This window comes from Acinetobacter sp. 802_lipA (assembly GCF_058242885.1).
This window is the reverse complement of record NZ_JBZAYP010000001.1, coordinates 2,293,272-2,310,150: the sequence shown is the minus strand read 5'-3', so window position 1 is coordinate 2,310,150 and position 16,879 is coordinate 2,293,272. Positions and strand designations below refer to the sequence as shown.

Annotated in this window: 13 protein-coding genes, 2 tRNA genes and 3 rRNA genes; 5 read left to right on the top strand and 13 right to left on the bottom strand. The window is 44.0% G+C overall.

All coding sequences use genetic code 11. The features are described 5' to 3' along the window. Positions 1–10: 10 nt before the first annotated feature. Positions 11–442 carry a thioredoxin TrxC gene (trxC, locus tag AC4CU3_RS11420; protein ID WP_279045053.1) on the bottom strand — a complete coding sequence of 144 codons (432 nt, stop codon included), beginning with the start codon at positions 440–442 and terminating at the stop codon, positions 11–13. After that, positions 443–1,339 carry an alpha/beta fold hydrolase gene (locus AC4CU3_RS11415; RefSeq protein ID WP_279045051.1) on the bottom strand — a complete coding sequence of 299 codons (897 nt, stop codon included), beginning with the start codon at positions 1,337–1,339 and terminating at the stop codon, positions 443–445. Positions 1,340–1,463: 124 nt separating this feature from the next. Between AC4CU3_RS11415 and AC4CU3_RS11410 the strand changes: the two genes are divergently transcribed. From AC4CU3_RS11410 to AC4CU3_RS11400, 3 genes are all read left to right on the top strand, one after another. Further along, positions 1,464–1,799 carry a protein tyrosine phosphatase family protein gene (locus AC4CU3_RS11410; RefSeq protein WP_176538309.1) on the top strand — a complete coding sequence of 112 codons (336 nt, stop codon included), beginning with the start codon at positions 1,464–1,466 and terminating at the stop codon, positions 1,797–1,799. Beyond that, complete coding sequence (locus tag AC4CU3_RS11405) at positions 1,792–2,217, top strand: protein tyrosine phosphatase family protein (protein WP_279045049.1); 426 nt, start codon at positions 1,792–1,794, stop codon at positions 2,215–2,217. Before AC4CU3_RS11410 ends, AC4CU3_RS11405 begins: the two co-directional genes overlap by 8 nt. 211 nt (positions 2,218–2,428) lie before the next feature. Beyond that, complete coding sequence (locus AC4CU3_RS11400; RefSeq protein WP_279045058.1) at positions 2,429–3,805, top strand: dihydrolipoyl dehydrogenase; 1,377 nt, start codon at positions 2,429–2,431, stop codon at positions 3,803–3,805. Positions 3,806–4,345: 540 nt separating this feature from the next. Here the strand turns inward: AC4CU3_RS11400 and tnpC are convergent. The 11 genes from tnpC to AC4CU3_RS11345 all read right to left on the bottom strand — a co-directional run bounded on the left by tnpC (position 4,346) and on the right by AC4CU3_RS11345 (position 15,544). Continuing rightward, on the bottom strand, positions 4,346–5,971 hold the full coding sequence (gene tnpC / locus AC4CU3_RS11395) for an IS66 family transposase (protein ID WP_490738208.1): 1,626 nt from the start codon (positions 5,969–5,971) through the stop codon (positions 4,346–4,348). Positions 5,972–6,045: 74 nt separating this feature from the next. Beyond that, the gene (tnpB, locus tag AC4CU3_RS11390; protein WP_063454773.1) at positions 6,046–6,381 is read right to left on the bottom strand and encodes an IS66 family insertion sequence element accessory protein TnpB; all 336 of its coding nucleotides are present in this window, start codon (positions 6,379–6,381) and stop codon (positions 6,046–6,048) included. After that, positions 6,378–6,761, bottom strand: coding sequence for a transposase (locus tag AC4CU3_RS11385; protein ID WP_490738207.1), 384 nt, complete (start codon positions 6,759–6,761; stop codon positions 6,378–6,380). The genes tnpB and AC4CU3_RS11385 overlap by 4 nt, the downstream gene beginning before the upstream one ends. Before the next feature lie 165 nt (positions 6,762–6,926). Then, positions 6,927–7,041: ribosomal RNA gene (rrf, locus tag AC4CU3_RS11380) — 5S ribosomal RNA — on the bottom strand. 170 nt (positions 7,042–7,211) lie between these two features. After that, positions 7,212–10,105 (bottom strand): 23S ribosomal RNA (locus AC4CU3_RS11375). 349 nt (positions 10,106–10,454) lie between these two features. Next, positions 10,455–10,530, bottom strand: a tRNA-Ala gene (locus AC4CU3_RS11370). A gap of 68 nt (positions 10,531–10,598) precedes the next feature. After that, positions 10,599–10,675: transfer RNA gene (locus tag AC4CU3_RS11365), tRNA-Ile, on the bottom strand. Between the two features lie 61 nt (positions 10,676–10,736). Beyond that, positions 10,737–12,274: ribosomal RNA gene (locus AC4CU3_RS11360) — 16S ribosomal RNA — on the bottom strand. The 16S, 23S and 5S rRNA genes sit together here with 2 tRNA genes alongside, the layout of an rRNA operon. Positions 12,275–12,711: 437 nt before the next feature. Further along, the gene (locus AC4CU3_RS11355) at positions 12,712–13,785 is read right to left on the bottom strand and encodes a DUF6670 family protein (RefSeq protein ID WP_279045024.1); all 1,074 of its coding nucleotides are present in this window, start codon (positions 13,783–13,785) and stop codon (positions 12,712–12,714) included. Between the two features lie 27 nt (positions 13,786–13,812). Continuing rightward, on the bottom strand, positions 13,813–14,643 hold the full coding sequence (gene pssA, locus AC4CU3_RS11350) for a CDP-diacylglycerol--serine O-phosphatidyltransferase (protein ID WP_087011599.1): 831 nt from the start codon (positions 14,641–14,643) through the stop codon (positions 13,813–13,815). A 43-nt stretch (positions 14,644–14,686) separates the two neighbouring features. Then, a complete protein-coding gene (locus AC4CU3_RS11345; RefSeq protein ID WP_004691214.1) occupies positions 14,687–15,544 on the bottom strand; it encodes a 23S rRNA (adenine(2030)-N(6))-methyltransferase RlmJ in 858 nt (285 codons plus the stop codon). A gap of 115 nt (positions 15,545–15,659) precedes the next feature. Here AC4CU3_RS11345 and AC4CU3_RS11340 point away from each other — a divergent pair, with 115 nt between their 5' ends. Both AC4CU3_RS11340 and AC4CU3_RS11335 read left to right on the top strand, forming a co-directional pair. Continuing rightward, a complete protein-coding gene (locus tag AC4CU3_RS11340) occupies positions 15,660–16,262 on the top strand; it encodes a 2OG-Fe(II) oxygenase (protein WP_279045027.1) in 603 nt (200 codons plus the stop codon). A gap of 72 nt (positions 16,263–16,334) precedes the next feature. Next, entirely contained in the window at positions 16,335–16,862 is a 528-nt protein-coding gene (locus AC4CU3_RS11335) for a hypothetical protein (RefSeq protein ID WP_004691217.1), read from the top strand. The last annotated feature ends 17 nt before the right edge of the window (positions 16,863–16,879 follow it).

Sequence of the window (16,879 nt, the reverse complement as noted above, 5' to 3'; positions counted from 1 at the left end):
CCAATTTTCGTTATGACTGGGCTTGCAACTGTTGATCTAACCATTGTTGCAATTGTGGCGCACGGAGCGCACCGCTTATTCTAGCAATTTCCGTGGTTTTATTCATTAAAACCAAGGTCGGAATGCTGCGTACATTAAATGCACTGCTCAATCGCGGAGACTCTTCGGTATTTATTTTAGCAAAAATAACCTGCGGATTTTGCTTGGCCACTTCAGCAAAGTGCGGAGCCATCATTTTACATGGACCACACCACTCTGCCCATAAATCAATAAACACTGGCAAATCGCTATGGCTAATGTACTGGCTAAAATTCTGCTCATTCAATTCAATCGGCGCCGCAGGTAACAGCGCTGCGTGGCATTGGCCACAGCTCGGATTGGCACTCAATTTCTCTTCAGGCACACGATTTTTGGCCAAACAAGTAGGACAGACGATAATCATTTAGTTGACTCCAATATGTTGATGTAAGAATTCTAATTGGGTCGAAATGGCTTTTTCAAACCAACTGGCATGATAAATATCAAAATGCTGCATCTCCCATTCATGATATTGAACAAAAGGGGCAATATTGGTCGCGGCTTCACGACTGGATTCAATCGGAATTAAACTATCATGCTTGGCGGCAATGAAAAGTACAGGAATATTAATTTGTCTGACATTTTGAATCGGACGATAACGAATTAAATTAAAAAATAATCGGGCAGGTATCTCACCACTCCAATAATAATCAGGATTAATAATCGAACGATAACCCAAATACGCATCTTGCGTCGGTAAAAAACATAACTCTCGTGGATCAACCACAGGTAAAGTGGTCGGAGATATCCCCACTTTTCCACCCATATAATCTTGGCTCGATAGTTTTAAGGCTTTAGGGAACTGTTGCAAAGGATATAACTTAGCACTTGCTGCCCCATCTACAAAGGGTACTTGCGCCATCACTGCCTGTACATTCTTGAATTCTGCTGCAATATCGAGCACATAACCGCCACTGAGCGCCGTCCCCCACAGCACGATCCGTCGACTATCGATCGACTTACGTTCTTTGAGGTGGTTAATCATGGTCCGCCAATCTTCAAGCTGCTTCTTAATCGAGACCAACTCTCGTGGACGTCCAGTACTCCCGCCCCAATAACGGTAGTCAAATAATACGACTGCATAACCCGCTTGTGCAAAACGTTGTGCAAATTGGATCAGTTTGAATTGGCGAAGCCCAGCCAAACCATGGGCCATCACAATCACTGCTGGTTTCTCTTCGGTTTTCGGACGATAAAAATCCGCAGCAATGACCTCTTGGCCACTTTTGACATATAGCGGTTCAACGGTATAGGCGTGCATACCTGCTCCATTGCGTTATTTTATGGTTGTAATCGCTTATAAATATTTCAACAGCATAGGCTGAGCTTTCAGCTTAATGCTATCATAAAGCATATCTCGATTAGTTTAATTTTGGAGTGACAGCATGAGCGAAAATGTAGGCTTTGCAGGTCAAATTGGCCCAGAACATTTGGTTCAAGTGGTTGAAAAAGGGTTTAAATCTGTGATCAATAACCGCCCAGATATGGAAGGTGGTTCAGAACAACCAACCAGCGCTCAAATTGAAGAAGCAGCACGTGTTGCAGGCCTAGATTATGTCTATCAACCTGTGGTTGCAGGGCAAATCACAGAAGTGGATGTACGAACTTTTGCCAATCATTTCAATGAGCTACCAAAACCTGTTTTAATGTTCTGCCGTACAGGCAATCGCTCAAACAACTTATACCAACTAGCGAAGCAAATGGACCTGTTAGATGACTAAACGGTTGTTTAAAAGTGTCATCTGCACTGCTCTGATTTTAACGAACAGTGTATTGTGGGCGGCAACGAATAACCTGAGTCAAGCACTCAGCCCACAGCTCAGTATTTCAGGGGAAATGACCCAAGACAAGTTTCAACGGTTGATAAAACAAGGTTTTAAGTCGGTCATAGTCAATCGACCAGATCAAGAACAAGGTAATACCGTTCGCGTTGATCAACTGCGTAATATTGCGGAACAGTCCAAAGTCAGCGTAATTTACCAACCGGTTACCAGCAGTAAAATTTCTGAAACAGACGTGGTCGAATTTGCTAAATATTATAATGAATTGCCCAAGCCTATTTTAATGGTCTGTAAGAGTGGTGCTCGCTCTAGTCTGCTGTTCAATCAGGCAAAACAACGAGGATTACTCCATGAATAAACTGTTGCTGCTTTTACTCTGCTGTACCTTAATGACAGCATGTAGTTCAATGAATGTACGTCCTACCGTTGGGGTAAGCGTTGGTACTGGCTTATAAGTCAAATGAAAGTAAAGACGGCATCTAGTGCCGTTTTTTTTTACAAAATATAATCATCTACAGCCCTGAATATGTTAACTATAGAGTATGTCTCGCTTAGATAAACGTTTGCTTATGTATGATCTGATTATTATTGGGGCTGGAACTGCGGGTATCGCAGCCTACCAACAAGCCGTGAAGTCCACACAAAATCTATTAATCATTAATGATGGGCCATGGGACACCACTTGTGCACGTGTCGGCTGTATGCCCTCAAAAGTCCTGATTTCTACAGCAAATCGTATGCATGATATTCAACATGCAGATCGTGTCGGATTGCAAGTAGAGTCAAAAATAGACAATAGTCAGGTCATGCAACACGTACAAAAACTCCGTGATCGCTTTACCCACAACACCCTTAAAACCGTAGAGAGCTGGCCTGAGTCTCATAAAATTCAGGGCCGTGCTCGCTTTGTCGATTCAAAAACGGTCGAAGTTAATGGGCAACACTACCAAGCCAAAAGCTTTATTTTAGCTGTAGGCTCCACACCTAGCTTTGACCCAGCATGGAAGGATGAACTTGGTGATCGTCTCATCACCTCCGATCAAATCTTTGAACTCAATGCTTTACCCAAATCTTTAGCGGTGATTGGGAGCGGAGTCATCGCGATTGAACTTGCGCAAGCCATGCAACGACTTGGCGTCAATACCACAGTCTTTGCACGTAGTCGTAAAGTCGGCGTTCTGACCAGCCCGAAATTGCAGCAGTTGGCACAAACAGAAATTAGCACTGAACTTGAGATCAAGTTCGAAGTTTTACCCACTAAAATTAAGTATATAAACGATCAAGTTGAAATTAGTTTTATTGAAAATGGTCAGCCTAAAACACTCAACGTTGATTACTTACTGGTTGCCACAGGACGAAGTAGTCTTTTAAATACCCTTAAACTCGAAAATATCGATACCTCATTCACGGACTTAAAACATTTACCTGTTGATCCTGAGACCAAACAACTCGCCGACTATCCGATTTTTATCATTGGCGATGCACATACTGATACTCCATTACAACATGAAGCCGCTCACGAAGGTAAAGTTTCGGTCAAAAATGCATTGAACTTTCCCACTATAGAATCATGTAAGACCCTAACGCCTTTAGGTATCGTGTTTAGTAGCCCAGAAATGGCAATGGTTGGACAAAACTTTAAGCAACTACAAAGTGCACCTATCGATTTTGTCATAGGCGAAGTATCTTATGCTAAACAAGGACGTGCATTGGTTCTGGGTAAGAACCATGGGGCCATTGAGATTTATGTGGATAAAAGCAGCCGAAAACTACTGGGTGCTGAATTACTCACAGAGTCTACTGAACATTTGGCCCATTTACTGGCATGGATGATTGCAGAACAGCTCACTGTCGATGAAATTTTAGAAAAACCATTTTATCACCCAACCCTTGAAGAGGGTTTACGAACGGCATTAAAACATGCACGTCGACAGCTAGATACCTAAACTGCGAAATTCATGATTCATGTTCTTTTAATAAGGTTTTCTGTGTGCAATTAAACGATTTCATCAACGCTGGGCAGCAAGCTATAAACCATTCGCTGCATACGTTGATTTAATTACAAGACACACGCTTGGTAGATTTGCGGTAAAGTTCTTATTTTAGTGCGTAACTTAACTAATCTAAAACACATTAATGCCCCTAATAAACTATGAGTTGTAATATATTTATTTTCATCTCAGGAATAGCTATTTTCTCCAAATAATTGCTTAATTACTGAATAATTCCACAATATTCTTACTTTTGTTTAGAGAATAAATTTATTGCCACTATAGAAAGCATGCCAATCAAATAGTTTAGTGAACATTAAGAAAACTTAAAAGGTGCTCTATAACTTCTTGTAAATAAGACATAAAAAACCAGCAAATGCTGGCTTTTTTACCATTTTACCATTTATGCCCTTATAGATAGCTTATTTTCTGCTCTTTTCATCTGGTTACTTCTTCTTATTTTTGTAAGCGTCCGCTGAACCCCATGTCTATTTTTTAATTTGAGTTGGATTTCCAGCGGTGTGGTAGCAATTCTTCTATTTGGGTCACTTTATGGGTCGGCAATCTTTTCAGCACATCACTTAAATAGGCATACGGATCCAGCCCATTCAGCTTTGCTGACTGGATTAAAGTCATGATGTTTGCCGCTCGCTGACCACTACGCAGCGAACCTGCAAATAACCAGTTCTTACGTCCCAACGCCCAAGGCCGCACCTGGTTTTCCACCCAATTATTGCAAATCGGTAGATTGCCATCATCCAGATAGCGGCTTAAAGCTGGCCAACGCTTCAGAGTGTAATTGATGGCCTTGGCGGTTGGAGAACTCGATGGCACCGTCAGTTGATGCTGGTTGAGCCATTCATACAGTTGTTGCATCACCGGTTGACTATGCTGTTGTCGGTATTCGCGGCGCTGTTCTGCTGTACCATCGGTCTTTCTCCTGAGTTCTGCTTCTATGGCATACAGTTTCTGAATCAGCACTAATGCCTGTTCAGCGACCTGACTTTTCTTGGTCACATGCAGTTCATGGAATTTACGACGAGCATGCGCCATGCAGCCCACCTCAATGACTTGGCCTGATTTAAAGCGTGCTTTATAACCACTGTAATCATCACAGACCAGATGGCCCTGCCAGTCTTTCAGGAACGCTTCAGCATGCTGGCCTGCACGACTATCCTGAAAGTCATAGATCACCGCTTGAACTGGATTGTACTGTGTGGTGGCATAGGCCCAGACATAACCTTTCTTCGGTTTTTTCTCATCATCACTCATCCGCATGATGGTGACCGGCGTTTCATCGGCATGGATCACCCGCTGTTGCAGCACCACCTCTTTTAAAGCATTGGCCAGAGGTTCCAGTTCTACACCGCAGCGACCTATCCAGTCAGATAAAGTTGATCTAGAAAGCTCGATTCCCGCCCGCTGATAGATCAGACGTTGACGGTACAGCGGTAAATGATCTGCGTATTTCGAGACCAACACATGGCTAAGCAGTTCAGGACTGGCAATGCCTTTATCAATCACATAGGCGGGCATCGCTTGCTGAGTCAGGGTGTCACACTGATCACAGACCCATTTGCCACGCACATGCTGTTCCTTATAGAACTGTGCCGGTCTGAAATGTAGTTTTTCACTGATATCTTCGCCGATACGACGCAAGGTGCAGCCACAAGCACATTGGGTTGATGTTGGTTCATGCTCGATACGGATGGTGTGTAGATGATCGGGCAGCAGTCGACGTTTAGGTTTGTTGACTGTGGCTTTGTGTGTCGCTGCATCAGTTTTATCTGCATTCAGCCGTTCCAGTTCCAGATCAACAGCGGCAATATCTTCTTCGACCGCTTCATCCCACAGATGGATTTGTTTTGCGGTGAGATGTTCGTTTTTACTGCCAAATTTGTGCTGTTTAAATAGTGCGAGCTCATGCTCGTATTTTTGCGTGAGAATGGAAAGATGTTGAACTTGAGCATCTAATTGCAGATTGGATACTTCAAGATGCTGAACTTTGGCATCTAATTGCTGGTTTGATTGTGCCAGAGACTGATGTTGCATTGCCAACTGTCTAGTAAATTCCAGCAGTTGTTCATGGGTCAGTTGGCTTAAATCAGGCAGTGTATTCATGACCGCAGTATGCCTGAGGTCATGAGAAGAATGAAATAGAACGTTTGGAGAATAGCAGAATGGACCAAGCTAGTTTAGAGCATTGTGACCACTTGCTGTCGTCCAATGCGCTGCCAAGGCAAACCCTGGATCAGTGCCTGTAACTGTTCTGGACTGAGTGCCAGGGTTTCACCCTGATGAACTTTAGTCCAGTGAAATTTGCCCTGTTCCAACCGCCGAGCACACAGCCAGATCCCCAGTCCATCATGTACCAGCACTTTCATGCGATGGCCACGTTTATTACAGAACAGGTAAGCACAATGCGGTTTAATGTAGCCAAAGGCTCTCACCACCTGAGCCATGGCCGTATCCATACCTGCACGCATGTCCATGGGCTGGGTAGACAACCAGATTTCATCGATACGGATCATGTTGTAAGTGCCTTGAGTAATTCTGCTAAAGCAGATATTTCTGATACTTGCCATTTCAAGCCAATTTCTGCTTTTGAGTGGGGTAAAGTAATTTGAACCGTTAACATGCCAGTAGAAATAGGATCTAATGGTGCAGAGCAAGATAAGGCAATAAATGCAGGTTTATTCGGTAGTAGTGAGCGATCATTCCCTGGCTTAGCATCAATTAAGCGAATCCATTTGGATACAAGATGTGTATTCAATCCATGTTGCAAAGCGACCGAAGCAATTGAAACCTCCGATGCTTTACACGCCTGAACGATCTGCTGTTTAAATTCAGCACTATATGTTCTTCGTTTTATCGTAAGAGATGCGATGGATGTCTGGTTATTTGTAGTCATAAATTTAAGTTCCCACTTGTTTTTAAGTGAGGACTAAATTAAGGCTTATAGGACGAATTCATAAGGTGTGTTTAGCGGACGCTTACTTATTTTTCCCTATTTTCAACCTTCCTTGCATAAAAAAATCCCCCTATCTCATTTGAGTTAGGGGGATTTGAATTAATGAGCTGGCGATGACTTACTCTCACATGGATAACTCCACACTACCATCAGCGCTAAGAGGTTTCACTTCTGAGTTCGGGAAGGGATCAGGTGGTTCACTCTTGCTATTGTCGCCAGCACAACTGTTTATGACTATTCGTTGGGTCTTATTCACACATTGTGTATGCCTAACTTTCATCAAATGAGTTATTAACAGGTATATTTGAGTTGGATATTTTATCTAGCTTTATAACTAAATCAAGTTGTTTGCAGTGATTTGAACCACAACACCAACTGTTTGGGTGTTGTATAGTCAAGCCTCACGAGCAATTAGTATTGGTCAGCTTCACATATCACTATGCTTCCACATCCAACCTATCAACGTCGTAGTCTTCAACGGCTCTTTAGAGGACATAAAGTCCTAGGGAAATCTTATCTTGAGGTAGGCTTCCCGCTTAGATGCTTTCAGCGGTTATCCCTTCCGAACATAGCTACCCGGCGATGCGACTGGCGTCACAACCGGTACACCAGAGGTTCGTCCACTCTGGTCCTCTCGTACTAGGAGCAGATCCTCTCAAATTTCCAACGCCCACGGTAGATAGGGACCGAACTGTCTCACGACGTTCTAAACCCAGCTCGCGTACCTCTTTAAATGGCGAACAGCCATACCCTTGGGACCTGCTTCAGCCCCAGGATGAGATGAGCCGACATCGAGGTGCCAAACACCGCCGTCGATATGAACTCTTGGGCGGTATCAGCCTGTTATCCCCAGAGTACCTTTTATCCGTTGAGCGATGGCCCTTCCATACAGAACCACCGGATCACTAAGACCTACTTTCGTACCTGCTCGACTTGTGGGTCTCGCAGTTAAGCGCGCTTTTGCCTTTATACTCTACGCGTGATTTCCGACCACGCTGAGCGCACCTTCGTACTCCTCCGTTACTCTTTAGGAGGAGACCGCCCCAGTCAAACTACCCACCAGACATGGTCCTCGTCCCGGATAACGGGACAGAGTTAGAACCTCAATATTACCAGGGTGGTATTTCAAGATTGGCTCCACCGAAACTAGCGTCTCGGTTTCAAAGCCTCCCACCTATCCTACACAAGTAAGATCAAAGTTCAATGTCAAGCTGCAGTAAAGGTTCACGGGGTCTTTCCGTCTAGCCGCGGGTACACCGCATCTTCACGGCGAATTCGATTTCACTGAGTCTCTGCTGGAGACAGCGCCCCCATCATTATGCCATTCGTGCAGGTCGGAACTTACCCGACAAGGAATTTCGCTACCTTAGGACCGTTATAGTTACGGCCGCCGTTTACTGGGGCTTCGATCAAGAGCTTCGCTTACGCTAACCCCATCAATTAACCTTCCAGCACCGGGCAGGCATCACACCCTATACGTCCACTTTCGTGTTTGCAGAGTGCTATGTTTTTAATAAACAGTTGCAGGGGCCTGGTTTCTGTGGCTGCCAATAGCTCAAGGAGTAAATCCTATCACCGTCGGCAGCGTACCTTCTCCCGAAGTTACGGTACCATTTTGCCTAGTTCCTTCAGCAGAGTTCTCTCAAGCGCTTTGGTCTACTCGACCTGACCACCTGTGTCGGTTTCGGGTACGATTCCTATGTAACTGAAGCTTAGAGACTTTTCCTGGAAGCATGGTATCAGCCACTTCACTGTACAAGTACAGCTTGCTATCAGTTCTCAGCATAGAGTACCCCGGATTTGCCTAAGATACATGCCTACAACCTTCCACCTGGACAACCAACGCCAGGCTGACTTAACCTTCTCCGTCCTCTCATCGCATTACATAGAAGTATTGGAATATTAACCAATTTCCCATCGACTACGCCTCTCGGCCTCGCCTTAGGGGTCGACTCACCCAGCCCCGATTAACGTTGGACTGGAACCCTTGGTCTTTCAGCGTGCGAGTTTTTCACTCGCATTGTCGTTACTCACGTCAGCATTCGCACTTCTGATACCTCCAGCATACTTCTCAATACACCTTCATCGGCTTACAGAACGCTCCCCTACCACTTGCAATAAATTGCAAATCCGCAGCTTCGGCATATAGTTTTAGCCCCGTTACATCTTCCGCGCAGGCCGACTCGACTAGTGAGCTATTACGCTTTCTTTAAAGGGTGGCTGCTTCTAAGCCAACCTCCTAGCTGTCTATGCCTTCCCACATCGTTTCCCACTTAACTATAATTTTGGGGCCTTAGCTGGCGGTCTGGATTGTTTTCCTCTTGACTACGGACGTTAGCACCCGCAGTCTGTCTCCCGGATAGTACTCATTGGTATTCGGAGTTTGCATCGGTTTGGTAAGTCGGGATGACCCCCTAGCCGAAACAGTGCTCTACCCCCAATGGTATTCGTCCGAGGCGCTACCTAAATAGCTTTCGGGGAGAACCAGCTATCACCGAGTTTGATTAGCCTTTCACCCCTATCCACAAGTCATCCCCTGGCTTTTCAACGACAGTGGGTTCGGTCCTCCAGTTAGTGTTACCCAACCTTCAACCTGCTCATGGATAGATCACCCGGTTTCGGGTCTACACCCAGCAACTAAACGCCCTATTAAGACTCGATTTCTCTACGGCTCCCCTATGCGGTTAACCTTGCTACTGAATGTAAGTCGCTGACCCATTATACAAAAGGTACGCAGTCACCGAACAAGTCGGCTCCCACTGCTTGTATGCATGCGGTTTCAGGATCTATTTCACTCCCCTCACAGGGGTTCTTTTCGCCTTTCCCTCACGGTACTGGTTCACTATCGGTCAGTCAGGAGTATTTAGCCTTGGAGGATGGTCCCCCCATATTCAGACAAGGTTTCACGTGCCCCGCCCTACTCGACATCATCATATCAGCCCTTTCGTGTACAGGACTATCACCCACTATGGTTGCACTTCCCAGAGCATTCCACTAAAACTGATATGACTTAATGGGCTTTTCCCCGTTCGCTCGCCGCTACTGAGGGAATCTCAATTGATTTCTTTTCCTAAGGGTACTGAGATGTTTCACTTCCCCTCGTTCGCCTCGTATGACTATGTATTCATCATACGATACCTGCCTTATGACAGGTGGGTTTCCCCATTCAGAAATCTCCGGATCACAGGATATTTGCCGCCTCCCCGGAGCTTATCGCAGGCTATTACGTCTTTCATCGCCTCTGACTGCCAAGGCATCCACCACATGCACTTAATTACTTGACTATACAACCCCAAACAGTCGTTAATCCCTACAAGTAGGATTAAGACAGTCTATGATGATTTCTCATCACTTCCTTACAGTTTGTTGTTCTGTGTACTTAAACACTGTACAGCTTCAATTCAATTCACATACCAAAACGCTTGATTCAGTTAATTTCGCTAGTAACTCATTTCTTCAATCTTCATCAATCAGTAATAAATCACTGTTAATGTCAATCTTAAAAACGAGTATGAACAAATTATTTCAACTCAAATATATTCTGTTAATGATTTTTCCAGCCTTCATCAGGTCAGGAAACTGTGATAAATCACAGAAGTTAATAAGCTTCAACTTACTAAATTCTATAATCTATGGTGGAGACTAGGAGAGTCGAACTCCTGACCTCCTGCGTGCAAAGCAGGCGCTCTACCAACTAAGCTAAGTCCCCAGCTTATCAATAAGTCAATGTTTCTGTTTTTCTGTATTCAGCATTTAATAATGCTTGTTAGTCAGATTTGGTGGGTCTGACAAGACTTGAACTTGTGACCCCACGCTTATCAAGCGTGTGCTCTAACCAACTGAGCTACAGACCCTCAGATACATCGTCATGAAGAACAACTTGTTGTGGATTCTTACCAATCGTCAATCTTTCGTTAAGGAGGTGATCCAGCCGCAGGTTCCCCTACGGCTACCTTGTTACGACTTCACCCCAGTCATCGGCCACACCGTGGTAAGCGTCCTCCTTGCGGTTAGACTACCTACTTCTGGTGCAACAAATTCCCATGGTGTGACGGGCGGTGTGTACAAGGCCCGGGAACGTATTCACCGCGGCATTCTGATCCGCGATTACTAGCGATTCCGACTTCATGGAGTCGAGTTGCAGACTCCAATCCGGACTACGATCGGCTTTTTGAGATTAGCATCCTATCGCTAGGTAGCAACCCTTTGTACCGACCATTGTAGCACGTGTGTAGCCCTGGTCGTAAGGGCCATGATGACTTGACGTCGTCCCCGCCTTCCTCCAGTTTGTCACTGGCAGTATCCTTAAAGTTCCCGGCTTAACCCGCTGGCAAATAAGGAAAAGGGTTGCGCTCGTTGCGGGACTTAACCCAACATCTCACGACACGAGCTGACGACAGCCATGCAGCACCTGTATGTAAGTTCCCGAAGGCACCAATCCATCTCTGGAAAGTTCTTACTATGTCAAGACCAGGTAAGGTTCTTCGCGTTGCATCGAATTAAACCACATGCTCCACCGCTTGTGCGGGCCCCCGTCAATTCATTTGAGTTTTAGTCTTGCGACCGTACTCCCCAGGCGGTCTACTTATCGCGTTAGCTGCGCCACTAAAGCCTCAAAGGCCCCAACGGCTAGTAGACATCGTTTACGGCATGGACTACCAGGGTATCTAATCCTGTTTGCTCCCCATGCTTTCGTACCTCAGCGTCAGTATTAGGCCAGATGGCTGCCTTCGCCATCGGTATTCCTCCAGATCTCTACGCATTTCACCGCTACACCTGGAATTCTACCATCCTCTCCCATACTCTAGCTTCCCAGTATCGAATGCAATTCCTAAGTTAAGCTCAGGGATTTCACATCCGACTTAAGAAGCCGCCTACGCACGCTTTACGCCCAGTAAATCCGATTAACGCTCGCACCCTCTGTATTACCGCGGCTGCTGGCACAGAGTTAGCCGGTGCTTATTCTGCGAGTAACGTCCACTATCCTAGAGTATTAATCTAAGTAGCCTCCTCCTCGCTTAAAGTGCTTTACAACCAAAAGGCCTTCTTCACACACGCGGCATGGCTGGATCAGGCTTTCGCCCATTGTCCAATATTCCCCACTGCTGCCTCCCGTAGGAGTCTGGGCCGTGTCTCAGTCCCAGTGTGGCGGATCATCCTCTCAGACCCGCTACAGATCGTCGCCTTGGTAGGCCTTTACCCCACCAACTAGCTAATCTGACTTAGGCTCATCTATTAGCGCAAGGTCCGAAGATCCCCTGCTTTCCCCCGTAGGGCGTATGCGGTATTAGCATTCCTTTCGGAATGTTGTCCCCCACTAATAGGCAGATTCCTAAGCATTACTCACCCGTCCGCCGCTAGGAAATGTAGCAAGCTACATCTCCCCGCTCGACTTGCATGTGTTAAGCCTGCCGCCAGCGTTCAATCTGAGCCATGATCAAACTCTTCAGTTAAAAATCATTAGTAGCTTATGGCTACAAATCTTGGCTCATCAATTTTCTGACAAATATTTCTCAAATAAACTTCGAGTAATTTTTACCATCAATCAATGAAATATTTTCGATCGATCAATCAGTAAAAATCCACACAAGTTGTTCTTCATAATCTCTTAATGATCTTCTTACTAATTCGTCATCAGCAAGCTAGGTCGGCTATACTACTCTCTTTCAAGAAGAAGTCAACTAGTTTTGTTAATTATTTTTAAACTTATTCAAGACTTTTAGATTCTACCGCTTGGGCTAAATCCTTGTTTCTTAACAAGTTTTAATCAACATCACCGCCGATGGATGTGCATTCTACAGTATTCCCGACTCAACACAACCCCCTTTACTCAATTTTTTATAAAAAAACTCCCACTTGTTTATTTATTCAGCAAAATATCGCTTTTTTCTTATTTTTTGAGTGAAAAGGGAACAATTTCTCCAATTTCATTTCGGTTTTTTTCTTGCGATTTTTTTTCTTGCCACTTTAATGCACGACAATCCACATATTCACAATAACCACTTTCGCCCTGTTCCTCATAATTATCCAGTTTGAGTTGATATTTAAAGCTACCTACATAACCCGCAGCCAAACCAAATTTAAAATCACCACGACTTTGAGCGTAAATATGAATGTTATGTCCCTGCTCATCTTGATAATGCCATTCAAACTCTCGCGGTAAATACATTTTTTGCCCATTGGGAGTTTTCACAGCAGGATAAACACGATGAACTTGAAAGCGCACCATCCGATCAAACATATGGGTTTGTTGTTTGTGCAAATCACGTATATAGATACGTGACTGTACAATTCGATTAAACGAATCCCGAATTTGTTCTAGCAATAGCTGGCGCTGATCCAGCAGATTAATGACTTGATATGTGAAAAAGGCCAAGGGTAAATAACTAAAGTCGATACTGCGCGCGTATTCAAAAGCCCCTAACTGGTCAATGTCATAGCGCTGTTCTTTATATTTAATTTCTCCCTGACATCGACACAATACGGACCAATGCTCGGCAAGACCAAAACGCAATTTGGTGAAATGTGAAATCAGCGGTGTTGTTGTTATTTCAATTTCAAAACTCAATTCGGTGTCTTTTCTTTGAATTTGAAATTTTGGGAAGGTTCCCATGAGCTGTTCTTTATTGGCAAATTTAAATGTTTTTTCTTGAAATGAACATTCCGCAGAAATTGAATAACGGTTCAGCTGCCCTGCCATATGTGGACTACTGCTGGCCAATACCGTAGCAGTATCTAAAGGTGTAGTTCTGATTGCACTGTTATTGCGAAACATAGGCGTATTGGGCTGACCAATCATGCTCAAAAAATTTAAATAATGTAATGGTGCAGGAAGATTGGGAATGGTTAAAGCTTGATGAATAATTTTATATTTTTTATTGGGTGGATGATAAGCAGGGAGTGACCGTGAAGGAGTCTGATTAAGTTGTTTAGACTGATCGAGAAAATCTTGAAACAACCACATATCATACTCCTTCTACATATCATTAACTCATGATGGGCTGTGCTGACGTCGTGCTAAAAACGTAGTAATAAAGCCAGATAATGCATAAATCAAGGAAATGACCAAAATACCGACAGGAATATTGTAAGTCATTGCAGCAAAAATAAAGACCGCGATAGGAAGGACAAAAAATGGTACTCGCTTACGATCTACCGTTTTAAATGAATAATATTTAATATTCGAAATCATGAGGAGTCCGACAGACACAATCACTGCTGCGCTGATGGCTTGAATACCCCGCTCACGAATATCAAAAATTTCTGGGAAATCTAGTCCGACCCAAACCAATGAAATAATAATAATGGCAGCAAGTGGACTAGCTACACCAATAAAGTAACGCTTATCGACCACACCGATTTGCACATTAAAACGTGCTAAACGGAACGCAGCACAGGCGGTGTAGACAAAACAACACGCCAAACCAATACGACCGAGCGAATCCAAACTCCAGCTATACATCAAAATAGCGGGTGCAACACCGAACGCCAATAGATCCGATAAAGAATCATACTGCTCACCAAAAGCACTCTGCGCACCAATGGCTCGTGCAACGCGGCCGTCCAAGCCATCCAACAAAGCTGCCAAGAAAATGGCATAAATCGCTTGCTGGAAGTTGCCATTCATACTGGCAATGATGGAATAAAAGCCTGACAACAACGCTGCCGTTGTAATCAGGTTCGGCCACAAATAAATACCTCGACGTTTTACTTTTTGACCTTCCTGTGTGTGCTCTTCTTCTTCCACCTCGAAAGTAATCCCATCAAAAGTAGGCGTACTGCGGGGTGAAGATTCGCTTTCAGGTTTATTTATATTTGTCATTCTCTGTCGATCCTAATGTAGCCTTTTCTCTTATAGTCTATCTTTATTCGCCAACTAACCAACGAACAGCAGCATGACCACCATTTTCACTCATACGCAAATGTGGGAATAACCATTGTAGTGCTTCATCTGCATCTTCAGAAAACTTCCAAGGTGGGTTAATCACCAACAGACCACAACCGTTTAAGCCCACAGGGGTATCATCTGGCCAAACACATACTTCACAGATCAACTGACGGCGAATACCGGTTTTAATCATTTTCTTTTCAAAACGGTCAATCATTGCTCGGTCTTTGATTGGATACCAAATTGCAAACACACCCGTTGGCCATTTTTTATATGCAGTCGCTATGAGATCAACCAATTGAGGGAAATCTTTACGCTCTACTTCGTAAGGTGGATCAATCATCACCAATCCGCGTTTTTCTTTGGGTGGAATAACGCCAAATAGCCCTTCATACGCATCGCGCTCATGTAAGCCTGCGCGTTTATCACGAACGTTGTAATACAACTGTTGGAATACATCACGCTGCATTTCAAAAATGGTGGCTTTATCGATTTCGCGCATGCCTTCCAGTGCAAACCACGGCGAACCTGGATAAGCGCCCTTACCTGAACCTTCACGCATTTTTTCAACAATTTTTAAATACTGCTGAACACCTTCAGGCGCATTACGCTTAATCGAGTCATCAAGTTTTACTAAACGGTGAATACCATTTAAGAACTCACCCGACTTTTGTGCTTCTGAAGTCGATAAATCATATTTACCAGCACCGCCATGCGTATCAATATAACGATACGGTTTATCTTTTTGATTGAGGCGAGTCAAAATCTGAAGCAAAAGGACATGCTTCATGACATCTGCAAAGTTACCTGCATGGAAGTGGTGACGGTAATTCATGTTTCTATCATTCCTAAAATCAATGAGTATTTTAGCATGAAAAATAGTTTCGTTCAGATTGCTTTCATACACTAGAATAACCGTGGCTTTTCTTTGTCTTTTTTAGGTTAATGTAATGGAAGCAGTTCTTCTCCCAAAGTCTTGGAATGTTGATCAAATCCTAGATGATTTAGATCAACATGGTTTTGCCACCATTGATGACGCCTACTCTAATGACTATATACATCAACTCATTGAAGAATGTACTTCGAACTTAAACCGCTTTCGTGAAGCCGCTATTCAAAACGGTGTCATCAGCAAGATCCGTAGTGATCACATTTTATGGCTCAATCCCGAGCTCGTTATTTCCAATCATCATGTTCAAGCCCTTTATAGTTTGGGTCAGGAACTAAATCGTGCCTTTTATCTTGGTATTCGAGACGTAGAAGCACATTTTGCTTGCTATAACGCTGGCGAGTTTTATGCCCTACACCGTGATAATCCTCAAGGCAAAAATGGCCGCATGATTTCTACGGTTTATTATTTACACGAAGACTGGCAAGACGATTGGGGCGGTGAACTTCATCTGCAAGATAAAAATGACATTTGGCATGTGCTACAACCCAAACCGAATCGTATTGCGCTGTTTCAAAGTGACTTACTGCATGAGGTCTTAGAAGCTAAACATCAGCGTTTATCGATTACTGGATGGTTACGGAGTGACAGTACAATCCTGTGATTCAAGCAAAAAGACTTTAAATTGTAAGAAGTATCCTCATATACTGAACATCAATTGATGAGGATGTAACCGATGCGTGCCAGCAGTCAACAAATTATTCAGCGTATTGGTGAAACAGATCAACTCTACCTACAAGGCAATAGCCCTGAATTAGCCCTTGAGCGCGCTGATTTGCGCTTACAGTTAGTCACACTGAGCCAACTGCGCCAAGAGCAAGTCCACTTTTTACAAGAAGCGGTGGTATTACTTGAGCAAGGCCGAATTGAGTTTGAGGAAATGCCTCTGTCTTTATACCTCAATTTGTCTTTGCATCTTGCTAAGGCTTATATGCTGTACTTTGAAATTACCAAAGAAGATCGCTTTGCGTTGATTACACAGCAAATTCTAAAACCACTGACCAGCTATGGTCAGGGCGATATTTACCTGTTTTTGGCCTATGCCTCGGTCAGTAGAAAAGAGTCAGCATTGGCACGACACTGGCTAGGCAAATATGCGAAAAGCACCGAGTTCGATTTCGTTTTACTGCGTGAACATGCCGCTTTTGTTGACCTTCATCAAGAAGATTGGTTTATCAAGCTGATGCAAAGTAAATTGCACTAAAATCTACAAATAAAAAA

Coding starts and splice junctions, on each gene's coding strand:
- pssA (WP_087011599.1), bottom strand. CDS start 14,643: ATGACAAATATAAATAAACCTGAAAGCGAATCTTCACCCCGCAGTACG.
- AC4CU3_RS11355 (WP_279045024.1), bottom strand. CDS start 13,785: ATGTGGTTGTTTCAAGATTTTCTCGATCAGTCTAAACAACTTAATCAG.
- AC4CU3_RS11385 (WP_490738207.1), bottom strand. CDS start 6,761: ATGACTACAAATAACCAGACATCCATCGCATCTCTTACGATAAAACGA.
- AC4CU3_RS11400 (WP_279045058.1), top strand. CDS start 2,429: ATGTATGATCTGATTATTATTGGGGCTGGAACTGCGGGTATCGCAGCC.
- trxC (WP_279045053.1), bottom strand. CDS start 442: ATGATTATCGTCTGTCCTACTTGTTTGGCCAAAAATCGTGTGCCTGAA.
- AC4CU3_RS11410 (WP_176538309.1), top strand. CDS start 1,464: ATGAGCGAAAATGTAGGCTTTGCAGGTCAAATTGGCCCAGAACATTTG.
- tnpB (WP_063454773.1), bottom strand. CDS start 6,381: ATGATCCGTATCGATGAAATCTGGTTGTCTACCCAGCCCATGGACATG.
- AC4CU3_RS11405 (WP_279045049.1), top strand. CDS start 1,792: ATGACTAAACGGTTGTTTAAAAGTGTCATCTGCACTGCTCTGATTTTA.
- AC4CU3_RS11340 (WP_279045027.1), top strand. CDS start 15,660: ATGGAAGCAGTTCTTCTCCCAAAGTCTTGGAATGTTGATCAAATCCTA.
- AC4CU3_RS11345 (WP_004691214.1), bottom strand. CDS start 15,544: ATGAATTACCGTCACCACTTCCATGCAGGTAACTTTGCAGATGTCATG.
- tnpC (WP_490738208.1), bottom strand. CDS start 5,971: ATGAATACACTGCCTGATTTAAGCCAACTGACCCATGAACAACTGCTG.
- AC4CU3_RS11415 (WP_279045051.1), bottom strand. CDS start 1,339: ATGCACGCCTATACCGTTGAACCGCTATATGTCAAAAGTGGCCAAGAG.
- AC4CU3_RS11335 (WP_004691217.1), top strand. CDS start 16,335: ATGCGTGCCAGCAGTCAACAAATTATTCAGCGTATTGGTGAAACAGAT.